The sequence below is a fragment of the Micromonospora sp. ATLC20 genome, assembly GCF_057196585.1.
This window is the reverse complement of record NZ_JBXUOV010000158.1, coordinates 1-13,632: the sequence shown is the minus strand read 5'-3', so window position 1 is coordinate 13,632 and position 13,632 is coordinate 1. Positions and strand designations below refer to the sequence as shown.

Genomic DNA, 13,632 nt, shown 5'->3' with positions numbered 1-13,632 from the left:
CCGCGCTCCTCGCCGCCCGGACCGCCGGCGGCGGGACGGCCACCGGCCGGCGCCTCGTCGTCCAGCCGCAGCGTCAGCGAGATCCGCTTGCGCGGCACGTCCACGTCGAGCACCCGGACCTTCACCACGTCGCCGGACTTCACCACGTCGCGCGGGTCCTTGACGAAGGTGTGCGACATGGCCGAGACGTGCACCAGGCCGTCCTGGTGCACGCCCACGTCGACGAACGCGCCGAACGCGGCCACGTTCGTCACCACGCCCTCCAGCACCATGCCGGGCGTCAGGTCGCTGATCTTCTCCACGCCCTCGACGAACGTCGCGGTACGGAACTCCGGACGCGGGTCGCGGCCCGGCTTCTCCAGCTCGGCGAGGATGTCGGTGACGGTGGGCAGGCCGAACGTCTCGTCGACGAAGTCGGTCGCGCGCAGGCCGCGCAGGATGGCCGACTTGCCGATCAGCGCGCGCAGGTCCTGCCCGGTGGAGGAGAGGATGCGGCGTACCACCGGGTACGACTCCGGGTGCACGCTGGAGGAGTCCAGCGGGTCGTCGCCGCCGGGGATGCGCAGGAAGCCGGCGCACTGCTCGAACGCCTTCGGCCCGAGCCGCGGCACCTTCTTCAGCTCCGCCCGGGTGCGGAACGGCCCGTTGGCGTCGCGGTGCAGCACGATGTTCTCGGCCAGCCCGGCGCCGATGCCGGACACCCGGGTCAGCAGCGGCGCGGAGGCGGTGTTGACGTCGACGCCGACCGCGTTGACGCAGTCCTCGACCACCGCGTCGAGCGAGCGGGACAGCTTCACCTCGGACAGGTCGTGCTGGTACTGCCCGACGCCGATCGACCGCGGGTCGATCTTCACTAGCTCGGCCAGCGGGTCCTGAAGGCGGCGGGCGATCGACACCGCGCCGCGCAGCGAGACGTCCAGGCCGGGCAGCTCCTGCGAGGCGTACGCGGACGCGGAGTAGACCGACGCGCCGGCCTCGGAGACCACCACCTTCGTCAGCTTCAGTTCCGGGTGCCGCTTGATCAGGTCACCGGCGAGCTTGTCGGTCTCCCGGCTGGCGGTGCCGTTGCCGATCGCGACCAGCTCGACGCCGTGCGCGGCGGCGAGCGTGGCGAGCGTGTGCAGCGAGGCGTCCCACTGCCGGCGCGGCTCGTGCGGGTAGATCGTGTCGGTGGCGACCACCTTGCCGGTGGCGTCGACCACCGCCACCTTCACACCGGTCCGCAGGCCCGGGTCGAGGCCCATCGTCGCCCGCGCCCCGGCGGGCGCGGCCAGCAGCAGGTCACGCAGGTTGGTGGCGAAGACCCGCACGGCCTCCTCCTCGGCCGCCTGCCACAGCCGCATCCGCAGGTCCGCGCCGAGGTGGATGAGGATCCGGGTACGCCAGGCCCAGCGCACCGTGTCGGCCAGCCACTTGTCGGCGGGCCGCCCCTGGTCGCTGATGCCGAAGCGTCCGGCCACGGCGGCCTCGTAGCGGCTCGGTCCGGTGGCGTCGGCGTCGCCGTCGGCCTCCGGGTCCATGGTCAGCTCCAGCACGCCCTCCTTCTCGCCCCGGAACATGGCGAGGATGCGGTGCGAGGGCAGCTTCGGGTACGGCTCGGCGAAGTCGAAGTAGTCGGCGAACTTCGCGCCCGCGGTCTCCTGACCGTCGCGTACCCGGGAGACCAGCCGGCCTCGCGACCACATCTGCTCGCGCAGCGTGCCGATCAGGTCGGCGTCCTCGGCGAAGCGCTCGATCAGGATGGCCCGCGCCCCGTCCAAGGCCGCAGCGGCGTCCGCGACGCCCTTGTCCGGGTCGGCGAAGCCGGCGGCGACCACCTTCGGGTCCTGCGCCGGGTCGGCCAGGAGCGTGTCCGCGAGCGGCTCCAGCCCGGCCTCGCGGGCGATCTGCGCGCGGGTGCGCCGCTTCGGCTTGTAGGGAAGGTAGATGTCCTCCAGGCGGGACTTGGAGTCGGCGGCGAGGATCTGCGCCTCCAGCGCCTCGTCGAGCTTGCCCTGGCTCCGGATCGACTCCAGCACCGCCGCGCGGCGCTCGTCCAGCTCCCGCAGGTAGCGCAGCCGCTCCTCCAGCGTGCGCAGCTGCGCGTCGTCGAGCAGGCCGGTGGCCTCCTTGCGGTAGCGGGCGATGAACGGCACTGTGGCGCCGCCGTCGAGCAGCTCGACTGCCGCCCGTACCTGCCGTTCGGCGACGCCGAGTTCCTCGGCGATGCGCTGGTGCACTGACTGGGTCACGATCTGATCCGCCTTCTCGGGTGGGTTCCCGTGCATTCTGCCCGTTGCCGCCGCACGCGCCGCACCGGCCGCACGGCGGGCCGGACCGATATCCCGAAAACGGACTTCCGGCCCTAGAAACCCCTCTAGCCTCCAATCAGGTGATTTCCTACGGTTGTCTGGAGCCCGGGTGAGCGCTGAGAAAGTGGTCGTCATCGGTCAGGGGTACGTCGGTCTCCCGCTGGCGATGCGGGCCGTGGAGGCCGGCTTCGACGTGGTCGGGCTGGACGTCGACGCCGACCGGGTCAAGCGGCTCGCCTCCGGTGAGTCCTTCGTGGAGGACATCCCCGCCGACCGGCTGGGCCGGGTGCTCGGCAGCGGCCGCTACCTGCCGAGCACCGAGTACGCCGACGCCGAGGGTTTCGACGTCTGCGTGATCACGGTGCCGACCCCGCTGCGCGACGGCACGCCGGACCTGAGCTACGTGGAGCAGGCCGGCCGGGGCATCGGCCCGTACGTGCGGCAGGGCAGCACCGTGGTGCTGGAGTCGACGACCTACCCGGGTACCACCGAGGAACTGCTGCGTCCGCTGCTCGAAACGGCCAGCGGGCTGCACGCGCCCGGCGACTTCCACCTCGGGTACAGCCCGGAACGCATCGACCCCGGCAACCCGACCTGGCGGCTGGAGAACACACCGAAGGTCGTCTCCGGGGTGGACGAGCCGTCGCTGGAGCGGGTGGACGGGTTCTACCGCCGGATCGTGGACCGGACCGTGCCGGTGCCCTCCACCCGGGTCGCGGAGCTGACCAAGCTGATCGAGAACACGTTCCGCCAGGTGAACCTCGGCCTGATCAACGAACTCACTGTGCTCTCCCACCACCTGGGCATCGACGTCTGGCAGGCGATCGACGCCGCGGAGACGAAACCGTTCGGGTTCATGCCCTTCCGGCCCGGCCCCGGTGTCGGCGGACACTGCCTGCCGATCGACCCCTGCTACCTGTCCTGGCAGGTCAAACGGTGTCTGGGCCGCCAGTTCCGGTTCATCGAGCTCGCAAACGACGTCAACCACGAGATGCCCGAGCACGTGGCGCAACGGGTGATGACCGGCCTGAACCGCACCGGCCGTGCCGTCAAGGGCGCGCGCCTGCTGATGCTCGGCCTGGCGTACAAGAAGAACACCGGTGACATGCGGGACTCGCCGGCGGTGGACGTCGCCCGGCGGTTGTGCGACCTCGGTGCCGACGTCCGCGCCGCCGAGCCGTACGCCGAGGCGCACCAGATCCCGGGTGGGGTGCTCGTCGTGCCGCTGACCGAGCAGGAGGTCGACGCGGCCGACGCGGTGGTCGTCGCGACCGACCACGACGTCTTCGACTACGAGATGGTGTCGCGGCGGGCCCGCTACGTGTTCGACGCCCGCAACAGGTGCTCCGGACCGGTGGTCGAGCGCCTCTAGGCACACCCTGCCCGGCCCGCCGCCGGCTGCGCTAGCGTGGCGATCATGGAGGCACCTGCGGATCCGCGGGCCCGGCGGCTCTTCGGCGGCAGCGCCCGGGCGCTCGGCGACCTGGCCGCCGGCCCGTTCCGGGCCGACCGGGACCGGATCGTCGGGTCGCCGTTCTTCACCCGGCTGGGCGGGGTGACCCAGGTGATCAGCCCGGGCGGGTCCGGGCTGCTCGTGCACAATCGGCTCACCCACAGCCTGAAGGTGGCCCAGGTGGCCCGCGCGATCGCCGAGCGGCTGACCGCCGATCCGGCGCACCGGGCCCTGCTGGACAAGCTCGGCGGCTGCGATCCGGAGGTGGTGGAGGCCGCCGCGCTCGCGCACGACCTCGGGCACCCGCCGTTCGGGCACCTGGGGGAGCGGGTGCTCGACCGCCTGGCCCGGCAGCGGCTCGGGCTGGCCGACGGCTTCGAGGGCAACGCCCAGTCGTACCGGATCGTCACCAGCACCGAGATCCGCGGCGCGGCGACCACCGGGCTGGACCTGACCGCCGCGGTCCGGGCGGCCATGCTGAAGTACCCGTGGACCCGCCTGGACCATCCCGATCCGCATCCGCGTCACCTGGAGCCGGCGCCCCGGGGCGCGGCGGCCCCGCCGGAGGATCCGGAGAGCGGTTCGGTGAAGTTCGGCGCGTACCGCACCGAGCTGGACGACCTGCGCCAGGCGCGGGAGCCGTTCGCCGGGCGGATCCCGGACTGGCAGCAGACGCCCGAGGCGTCGGTGATGGACACGGCCGACGACATCGCGTACGCGATCCACGACGTGGAGGACTTCTACCGCGTGGGGGTGCTGCAGCAGGGCACAGTGGCGGCCGAGCTGATGGCCTGGCAGCGCGAGTGCGGGCACCTGCGGTCGATCACCGCGCCTGCGCTGGAGGCGGCGGGCCGGCGGCCGGGAGCCGCGATCGAGCGGCTGCGACGGCAACTGCACCGCAAGGACGCCTGGATCGCCGACGACGAGGCGTTCGCCGCCGCTGTCGAGCACGTCCGCGAGGAGCTGGTGGAAGGGCTGCTCGCGCTGCCGTTCGACGGCTCGATCGAGGCGGAGCAGTACGTCGCCCGGTTCTCCGCCCGCTGGACCACCCGCTTCGTGGACGCCATCACCGTCACCCCGGAGCCGCACGTCCGCTCCGGGTACGTGCTGCTGGACAAGGCGCAGTGGCACGAGGTGCAGGTGCTCAAGTTCGTGCACCACCGGTTCGTGCTGGCCCGTCCGGACCTGGCCCTGCACCAGCGCGGCCAGGCCCGGCTGCTGGGCACGCTGGTGGAGGCGCTCTGGGAGTGGCTGCTGGACCCGGACGAGGAGTCCCGGCTGCCGCGCCGCCTGCACGACCTGGTGGAGCTGGCCGAGGCGGAGCTTCACCCGCGTACCCCGGACCGGATCGGCCGGGCCCGGGGCCGGGCGATCATCGACTTCGTCGCGCAGCTCACCGACGGTCAGGCGGTGGCGATGCTCGACGCGTTGTCGGGCCGCTCCGGCGCGCTGTGGACGGATGCCTTCGTGCTCTGAGCCGGCTCGGAGCACGAAGGCGGCAGCGCCACCCAGGGACAGCTCCGGGTCAGGCGACCGACTGCCACCAGCCGTCCACCGCCGGCGGCTCGTCCACCACCACCCGCTCGCCGGGACGCGGCACTGCGAGCCGCACGTCGCGCGCCTTCGCCTCGGCCCAGAGCCGGTCCACCGGCTCGGACCAGTCGTGCAGGGCCAGGTTGAACGTGCCCCAGTGCACCGGCACCAGCAGTCCGCCGCGTACGTCGAGGTGGGCGGCGACCGCCTCCTCCGGGAACATGTGGATGTGCGGCCACGCCCTGTCGTACGCGCCGATCTGCATGAGCGTCAGGTCGAACGGGCCGTGCTCGGCGCCGATCGCGGCGTACCCGTCGAAGTAGCCGGAGTCGCCGGTGTAGAAGACCTTCCGGTGCGCCCCGGTGATCGTCCAGGAGCTCCAGAGCGTGCCGTCGCGGCGCAGCCCGCGCCCGGAGAAGTGCTGCGCGGCGGTCGCGGTGAGCGTCAGCCCGCCGGCCCGGTGGCTCTCCGACCAGTCCAGCTCGACGATGCGGTGCTCGGGTACGCCCCAGCGGGCCAGGTGGGCGCCGACGCCCAGCGGCACCACGAACGGCGCGGACTGGAGGTCGGCCAGCGTGCGGACGGTCTCCATGTCGAGGTGGTCGTAGTGGTCGTGCGAGATCAGCACCGCGTCGAGCGGGGGCAGGTCGGTCAGGCGGACCGGCGGCTCGTGGATGCGCCGGGGGCCGACCAGCCCGGACGGGGAGCACCTGTCGCTCCACACCGGGTCGAGCAGCACCCGGTGTCCCTCGATCTCGACGAGCGTGGAGGCGTGGCCGTACCAGACGACGTTCAGCTCGCGCGCCGGGTCGGTGGCCGGCGCGGCGCCGGGGCGCAGCAGCGGCACCGGGCTGCCCGGCCGCCGCTTCTGCTTGCCGAAGACCAGCTCCCGGAGCAGGTTGCGGCCCGGGTCGGCGACCATCGTGGCGCTGGCGCCGGCCGGGTTGTGGAACGTGCCGTCGCGGAAGCGCGGTGACCGGGCCGCCCGTTCCGCCCGAGTGCCGGTGAGCCGGCCGCCGAGCTGCGCCGGTACGTCCCGCGCCGCCCAGGCCAGCCCGGCGACGGCGGCCAGCCCGGCGAGCTTCCACACCCGCCCGCCGCGCGTCCGGTCCGGTTCCCGCCCCGTCGGTTCCCGCATGTTCGTCCCCTCCGCCGTGTCCCGTCGTACACGGTAACCACAGTCGTCCCGGCCCGCCCACGCGACGGCCCGCCCGCGGCGACGGTCGGACCGCGCGACGACTCGCCGCGAGGGTCAGGGCACCCGGCGGCGTACCGCGGACGCCACCGCCGCCGCGCGGCCGCCCACGGCCCGGACCACCTGGGACACGTCGGGCAGCCACCCACCCCGGACCGCCTCACCGGCCGGGTTGGGCGTGAACACGATGCCCTGGTGCGCGGCGACCGGCTGCCGGGTCAGCCCGGCCCGGCGCATCAGCGGGCCGACCAGCAGGTCGTACATGCCGGGCAGGACGGTGAACCCGAAGCGCATGACCACGTTGAGCCGGCCCACCGACACCTCCCGGCGCGGCCGGTCGAGGCAGTGGACGATGGCCCGCGCCACCCGTTCGGGCGAGGCGATCGGGGGCGGCGGCCGGCCGATCCGGCCCAGGTAGTTGGCCGCCTGCCGGTAGACGGGAGTGTCGACGCTGCCCGGGTTGACCAGGCAGATCGCGACGCCCGGCGTCTCCCGCGCCTCCTGCTGGAGCGTGCGCGCCAGCCCTTGCAGGCCCCACTTGGCGGCCACGTAGCCGCTCATGTAGGGCGCGGTGATGTGCCCGAGCACCGAGCCGGTGAGCACGAGCGTGCCGCCGCCGGCGGCCCGGAACCGGCGCAGCGCCTCCCGGGCCACCGCCGCGGCGGCCAGCAGGTCGGTGCGGATCACCTGCTCGAACACCTCGGCCGGGGTCTCGTCGAAGCGGCCGTAGGACATCACCGCGGCGGTGTGCACCCAGGCGTCGACGCGGCCGTACTCGGCCTGCGCCGCGTCGGCGAGCGCGGCCACCGCGCCGGGCTCGGTCACGTCCATCGGTACGGCGATCGCCCGCGCGCCCGCCGCCCGGCACTCGTCGCGCACGTCGTCGAGCGTGGCGGGGGAGCGGGCCGCGAGGACCAGCCGGTCCCCGCGGCCCGCCAGCTCCCTGGCGGTCGCCCGGCCGATCCCGCTGGTCGCGCCGGTGACGACCACCGTCCGGGTCACGGCGCGAGCACGACCTTGACGCAGCCGTCCTCCTTCTTCTGGAACATCTCGTACGCCCGCGGCGCGTCGGTCAGCGGCAGCCGGTGGGTCCGCAGGTCCTCGACGCCCAGCGGGTCGTCGTCGCGCTCCAGCAGCGGGATGATCTCGTCGACCCAGCGCCGCACGTGGCACTGGCCCATGCGTAGCTGGATGCCCCTGTCGAACATCTCCATCAGCGGCATCGGGTCCTGCTCGCCGCCGTACACGCCGGAGATCGACACGGTGCCGCCGCGCCGCGCGGCCTTGAGCGCGGCGTGCAGCACCACGAGCCGGTCCACGCCGGCCTTGTCGGTCATGGCCTGGGCCAGCTTGTCCGGCAGCAGCCCGGCGGCGGTCTGGGCCATCTTGCCCAGCGGCGCGCCGTGCGCCTCCATGCCGACCGCGTCGATCACCGCGTCCGGGCCGCGCCCGTCGACCAGGTCGATGAGCGTGCCGGGTACGTCGTCGAGCTGGCTGACGTCGAGCACCTCGATGCCGTGGCGGCGGGCCATCTCCAGCCGCTCCGGCACCAGGTCGAGCCCGATCACCCGGCCGGCGCCGAGGTGGCGGCCGATCCGGGCGCTGAACTGCCCGACCGGGCCGAGCCCGAACACGGCGAGCGTGCCGCCGGGCGGGGTGTCCGCGTACTTCACCGCCTGCCAGGCGGTGGGCAGGATGTCGGAGAGGTAGAGCCAGCGCTCGTCCGGGCCGCTGTCCGGGATCTTGATCGGGCCGAACTGGGCCTGCGGGACGCGCAGGTACTCGGCCTGGCCGCCGGGGATCGAGCCGTACAGCGAGGTGTAGCCGAACAGGGACGCGCCCTTGCCCTGGCTGGTCACCTGCGTGGTCTCGCACTGCGCGTAGAGCTGCCGCTCGCACATCCAGCACGAGCCGCAGGAGATGTTGAACGGGACGACCACCCGGTCGCCCTTCTTGAGCCGGGTCACGCCGGGCCCGACCTCCTCGACGACGCCCATCGGCTCGTGCCCGAGGATGTCGCCGGGCTTCAGGTACGGCCCGAGCACCTCGTACAGGTGCAGGTCGGAACCGCAGATGGCGGTCGAGGTGATCCGGACGATCGCGTCGGTCGGCTCCTCGATCCGGGGGTCCGGGACGTCCTCCACGCGGACGTCCCGCTTGCCGTGCCAGGTCAGTGCCTTCATGCCTGTATGTCCCCTCTCCGGTGCCGTCCATCGGACTGCTACCCGGCAGCGGGCCGTTGAATCGGCGGCGCCGCTCACCGTGGCGTGAGGTCGACAGCCACGGCGATCGTGCTGGTGCTGGCGGCGGTGGCGGCGAGGGCGCCGATGTCGAGGCGGCGGCCGGCGCGGTCGGTGACGGTGCCGGCGGTCAGCCGCAGGCAGCCGACGGGCGTGCCGAGCGTCGCCGACGCGGCCTCCAGCAGCCGCCGCCGGGCGACCGCCACGGCGACCCGGACCGGGGTACGGGTTCCGACGGCCGGATGGGGTGCGCCACGCGTCCGGCCCGCTGCCGGCCGTGGCGGTGGCACGCGGACGCGCCGGCGCGGCACCGACAGCCCGTCGGCGATCAGTTCGGCGGCCGAGGTGTCGCCGTCGTACCGGTCCGGCGGCAGCGTGAACGACACGGTCCCGTCCGGGCCGACCTCGACGGAGATCAGTGCCGCCCCGGGCAGGGCCGCCGCCGTCATGACCTCGCCGAGGCCGAGCAGTCCGGCCACGTCCGGCGACGGCGTCCGGGCGGCCGGGTACGCGGCGCTGAGTTCGGCCGCGGCCACGAGGACCGGCGCGGCGAGCACGTACCCCAGGAACGGGGGGAGGGGCGCGGTCATGGTGCCCACCGCGACGCGGTGGTCAGAACTCGCGGTTGCCGAGCGGGATCTCGATGTTTATGGACTGCCCCTCGGAGAGGAACAGCAGGGCGAGCTTGCGGAGGAACTCGTCGAACAGCCAGTAGCACTCCGGTGCGAGCGGGAACGGCAGCAGCGCCTCCCGGACCGCGATGAACGGGCCCCAGCTCGTCCGCAGCAGCGTGTCCCAGAGCAGGTCGCGCGGGATCTCCAGCCAGTTGGCGATCTGGTTGCCGAGCATGAACCGGGTGAACGAGCCGAGGATGGGCTTGCTGAGCAGCCCGGCGTCGATCTCCTTGCCGAGACCGAGCAGGATGTCGGCGAGCGCGTTGCCCTCGCGGGTGGGGGCCAGGATCGGGTCGAGGACCTCGCTCGCCTGGGCGTTCGCCTCGCTCCACGTGGCCGGGATGTACTCGTCCTTGATGCCGAGCATGTGCGCGGCCACCTGCCACAGGTGCAGGAAGGCCGTCGACTCGGCGGCGGGGATCGGCACCCGCCAGTCGGTCAGTTTCCGCATGACTGTGGTCGGCAGGCTGTGCCAGGTGACCATCATGTCCCGCTGGCTGATCGGGATGTCCTCGGGCGCGACGTCGGCCCACTCGGGCGACTGCGGCAGGAGGTGACGCACACCGGCGTGCGCCAGCCGGATCTTCACGGCGGTCACGATCATCGAGCCGTCGGGCTGGTAGGCGTCGGCGGTGCCGATGTCGTACCCGAGCTTGGCGGTCTTGGAGATGCGGTCCTTCATGTCCGCGCCGCCCTTGGAGTAGTAGACGGCGCGCGCCTCCTTCGGGATGACGGTGCTCATCATGCCGCTGGCCAGGCCGTAGAGCACGCCGAGGTAGAGGCCGCGCTTCTCGTTGAAGCGCACGGCGGTGGCCAGCTTGCCCTGGTCCACCCAGGACGGCAGCTCGCGTGCGCGTTCGATGAACGCGCGGACGTCCGCCGGGAGGCCGGACGGCAGCGGCTGGCCGTTCTTCGTCCACGTCCGCAGCAGTTGGTTGACAAGTGGCGCGTCGCCCCGGTCCAGGAGGGAGGCGACGAGCGGGTCGGCCTCCTCGTCCCACACCCAGCGGGGGTCCACGCCCGCGCCGGCGCCGGCCACTGATCCCGTCGGAGACCAGGTCCACGCCGACCGGGCCTGTGCCGGCGCGGCGACGCTGAGCGCGCCGAGCGCGCCGAGTGCCCCACCGGCCTTCAACATCTTGCGCCTGCTTACCGGTTCCACGTTCACTCCTCGGGGTCGAGGCCGCTGATACGGTGAAACGAATATTGCTGCCGTGTATCACATGAGAGCACGTGGTAACGGTGTCCACAAGGCTCATGACGACAACTGTCGATGGTTTGCGATGAGAGGAGTCCACGGTGGCGCTGGTCGAGGGGATGCTGTCCGGCAAGGTGGCGTGGGTGACCGGCGCCAGTCAGGGCGTCGGCGCGGCGATCGTCGAGGGGCTGGCCCGGGCCGGCGCGTCGGTGATCCTCCAGTCCCGGCGGCCGGACGCGCTGGACGAGGTGCGGGACCGGATCGCGGCCGGCGGCGGCACGGCGGCTGTGGTCGCCGGGGACGTCGCCGACGAGGCGGCCGCGAACGCCGTGGTGGCACTGGCCCGGCAGCGCTGGGGCCGGCTGGACGTCCTGGTCAACAACGCCGGTATCAGCCCGGCGCTGCACCGCAGCGAGCGGCTGAGTCTCGGTGACTGGCAGCAGGTGATCGACACCAACCTGTCCGGGGTGTTCGTCTGCGCCCGCGCGGCCGGCGCGCTCATGGTCGAGCAGGGCGCGGGCAGCATCGTCAACATGTCCTCCGTGCACGGTCAGGTCGGCTTCCCGCGCCTGGCCGCGTACAGCGCCAGCAAGGGCGGCGTCGAGCAGCTCACCCGAACGCTGGCGCTGGAGTGGGCGGCGGCGGGCGTACGCGTCAACGCGGTGGCGCCCGGCTACCTGGAGACGCCGATGACCGAGGGGCTGCGCGGTCACGAACAGTGGTCGAAGCGGCTGCGCGACCGCATCCCGATGGGCCGGTTCGGCCGTCCCGAGGAGGTCGTCGGCGCGGTGCTGTTCCTGGCCTCGGACGCCGCGAGCTACGTCACCGGCAGCGTGCTGCACGTGGACGGTGGCTGGACCGCGCAGTGACCGGCGAGCCGTTTGGTTAGTCCACGTTCTTCACCAGGTCGCCGGTTCGGCGCGATACCACGCCGGATCACGGCCACTCCTTCCCAGGAAGTTAACCCTCGTTTACAGTGCTGCCATCGGCTGCGGAAACCCGCGCGGGCACCACGGCGAGGGGTGCGGCCAGCCCTGCCACCACCAGGCCCGGTTGCGTGTGAAGGAGTAGCCCATGGACCCCGCCCACGTCCTCGCCGAGGACTGCGCCAAGAAAGCCGCCGACCTGACCGTCCCGGCGCTGCTGCACCGCAACGCCACCGAGTACGCCGACCGGCCCGCGCTGACCACGCTCGGCCGCGACGACACCCGCACCTGGGCGCAGCTGCGCGACGAGGTCGCCGAGCTGTCCGCCGGCCTGGCCGAGATCGGCCTGGAGGCCGGGCGGCACATGCTGATCATGATGTCCAGCCGCACCGAGCACTGGCTCGTCGACCTCGCCGCGGTCCACCTGGGCGCGGTGCCGTCCACGATCTACCCGACGCTCAGCGCCGAGCAGATGCGCTACCTCGCCCGGCACAGCGCCGCCCAGGTGCTCGTGCTGGAGGGTCCGGCCGAACTGGAGCGCTGGCGGCCGATCCTGGCCGACCTGCCCGACCTGCTGCGGGTGGTGCTGGTGGACGAGACCGCCGATCCGGCCGCCGACGCGGTGCCGCTGTCGCGCGTGCGTACCCTCGGCCGGGCCGCACGCGAGGCGGACCCGGACGCCTTCGAGCGGCGCTGGCGCACGATCCGGCCCGAGCAGCCGGTGACGCTGCTCTACACGTCCGGCACGACTGGTAACCCGAAGGGTGTCGTGCTCAGCCACCACAACGTGATCTACCAGGCGGTGGCGCTGGACGCGATGGTGCCCGTCCCCGACCATGCGCCGACTGTTGCCTACCTGCCCCTGGCCCACATCGCCGAACGGTTCCTCGGCATCTACAACCCGATCCACCGCGCCGGGCACGTGACGATCTGCCCCGACGCCACGCAGCTCGTCGCGGCGCTGCGCACCGTCGGCCCCGCCTCGTTCTTCGGGGTGCCACGGGTCTGGGAGAAGATGGCCGCCGGCGTCCAGGCCCACCTGGCCACCGCCGAGCCCGCGGTCCGCGCCGCCGTCGCCGCCGCGACCGCTGTGACACTGGAGGCGTACGAGCTGCGTGCCGCCGGGAATCCGGTGCCGGACGAGCTTGCCGCCCGGGTGGCGCAGGCCCGGGACACCGTGCTGCGGCCGTTGCAGGCCACCCTGGGCCTGCAGAACATGACCTGGCCCGGCAGCGGCGCCGCCCCGATCCCGGTGGACGTGCTGCGGTTCCTCGCCGGGCTCGGCGTCGACGTGCTGGAGGTGTGGGGTCTGACCGAGACCACCGGCACCGCCACCCTCAACACCCCCGACCGTTTCCGCACCGGGACGGTCGGCCGGCCGAACGTGGGCATGGAGGTACGCCTCGCCGGCGACGGCGAGATCCTCGTCCGGGGTCCGCTGGTGTGCTCCGGCTACCTGCGCGAGGACGGCGGCGTCGAGCCGGTCGTCGACCCGGACGGCTGGCTCGCCACCGGCGACGTCGGGGCGCTCGACGACGACGGCTTCCTCACCATCACCGACCGCAAGAAGGAACTCATCATCACGTCCAGCGGGAAGAACATCTCGCCGGCGCAGATCGAGAACCTGTTGCGGGCGCACCCGCTCATCGGTCAGGCGGTCGCGATCGGCGACCGGCGGCCGTACGTCACGGCGCTGATCGTGCTGGACGAGGAGGTCGCGCCGCAGTGGGCGCGCACGCACGGCGTCAGCGACCCGCGGCTGCCCGCGCTGGCCTCGGACCCGGTGCTGCTGGCCGAGATCCAGGCCGCCGTGGACGCGGCGAACACGCGCCTCGCCCGGCCCGAGCAGGTCAAGACGTTCCAGGTGCTGCCGTCGGCGTGGACGCCGGAGTCGGGCGAGCTGACCCCGACGCTGAAGCTACGGCGCCGGGTCATCGTCGACAGGTACGGCGACCGGATCGACGCCCTCTACCGGCCGGGCGACGCGGCGGCGGAGCCCGTCACCCAGTAGCGCCGGGTCGATGCCGGGCGGCTGGCAGATCGTGATGACGGTGATGTCCCAGCCCTGGGCGACGAACTGGTTCGCCGTCTCGCGCAGCCGGTACGCGCTGCTCTTCGCCGC

10 protein-coding genes are annotated in these 13,632 nt (G+C 73.1%); 4 read left to right on the top strand and 6 right to left on the bottom strand.

Annotated features, from left to right (window positions below; translation table 11 throughout):
- The coding region (locus AC2CHG_RS24795; RefSeq protein ID WP_484525686.1) for a Tex family protein at positions 1-2,231 on the bottom strand (2,231 nt) is incomplete at its 3' end.
- 34 nt (positions 2,232-2,265) lie between these two features.
- On the opposite strand from AC2CHG_RS24795, the gene AC2CHG_RS24790 reads away from it, so the two are divergent.
- Positions 2,266-3,663, top strand: a complete 1,398-nt coding sequence (locus tag AC2CHG_RS24790) for a nucleotide sugar dehydrogenase (protein WP_484525687.1) — start codon at positions 2,266-2,268, stop codon at positions 3,661-3,663.
- A gap of 45 nt (positions 3,664-3,708) precedes the next feature.
- Positions 3,709-5,220, top strand: coding sequence for a deoxyguanosinetriphosphate triphosphohydrolase family protein (locus tag AC2CHG_RS24785; protein ID WP_484525685.1), 1,512 nt, complete (start codon positions 3,709-3,711; stop codon positions 5,218-5,220).
- Positions 5,221-5,269: 49 nt separating this feature from the next.
- On the opposite strand, the gene AC2CHG_RS24780 is transcribed toward AC2CHG_RS24785, so the two are convergent.
- The 5 genes from AC2CHG_RS24780 to AC2CHG_RS24760 all read right to left on the bottom strand — a co-directional run bounded on the left by AC2CHG_RS24780 (position 5,270) and on the right by AC2CHG_RS24760 (position 10,548).
- Positions 5,270-6,415, bottom strand: coding sequence for an MBL fold metallo-hydrolase (locus AC2CHG_RS24780; RefSeq protein WP_262012250.1), 1,146 nt, complete (start codon positions 6,413-6,415; stop codon positions 5,270-5,272).
- A gap of 114 nt (positions 6,416-6,529) precedes the next feature.
- Positions 6,530-7,474, bottom strand: a complete 945-nt coding sequence (locus tag AC2CHG_RS24775) for an SDR family NAD(P)-dependent oxidoreductase (protein ID WP_484525684.1) — start codon at positions 7,472-7,474, stop codon at positions 6,530-6,532.
- A complete protein-coding gene (locus AC2CHG_RS24770; protein WP_484525683.1) occupies positions 7,471-8,655 on the bottom strand; it encodes a zinc-dependent alcohol dehydrogenase in 1,185 nt (394 codons plus the stop codon). Before AC2CHG_RS24770 ends, AC2CHG_RS24775 begins: the two co-directional genes overlap by 4 nt.
- Before the next feature lie 74 nt (positions 8,656-8,729).
- Positions 8,730-9,302 (bottom strand): isoquinoline 1-oxidoreductase, encoded by a 573-nt coding sequence (locus AC2CHG_RS24765; protein ID WP_484525682.1) that lies wholly within the window; start codon positions 9,300-9,302, stop codon positions 8,730-8,732.
- Between the two features lie 22 nt (positions 9,303-9,324).
- Complete coding sequence (locus AC2CHG_RS24760) at positions 9,325-10,548, bottom strand: oxygenase MpaB family protein (RefSeq protein WP_484525681.1); 1,224 nt, start codon at positions 10,546-10,548, stop codon at positions 9,325-9,327.
- A 137-nt stretch (positions 10,549-10,685) separates the two neighbouring features.
- On the opposite strand from AC2CHG_RS24760, the gene AC2CHG_RS24755 reads away from it, so the two are divergent.
- Both AC2CHG_RS24755 and AC2CHG_RS24750 read left to right on the top strand, forming a co-directional pair.
- Entirely contained in the window at positions 10,686-11,453 is a 768-nt protein-coding gene (locus AC2CHG_RS24755; RefSeq protein ID WP_484525680.1) for an SDR family NAD(P)-dependent oxidoreductase, read from the top strand.
- Between the two features lie 205 nt (positions 11,454-11,658).
- Positions 11,659-13,521, top strand: coding sequence for an AMP-dependent synthetase/ligase (locus AC2CHG_RS24750; RefSeq protein ID WP_484525679.1), 1,863 nt, complete (start codon positions 11,659-11,661; stop codon positions 13,519-13,521).
- The last annotated feature ends 111 nt before the right edge of the window (positions 13,522-13,632 follow it).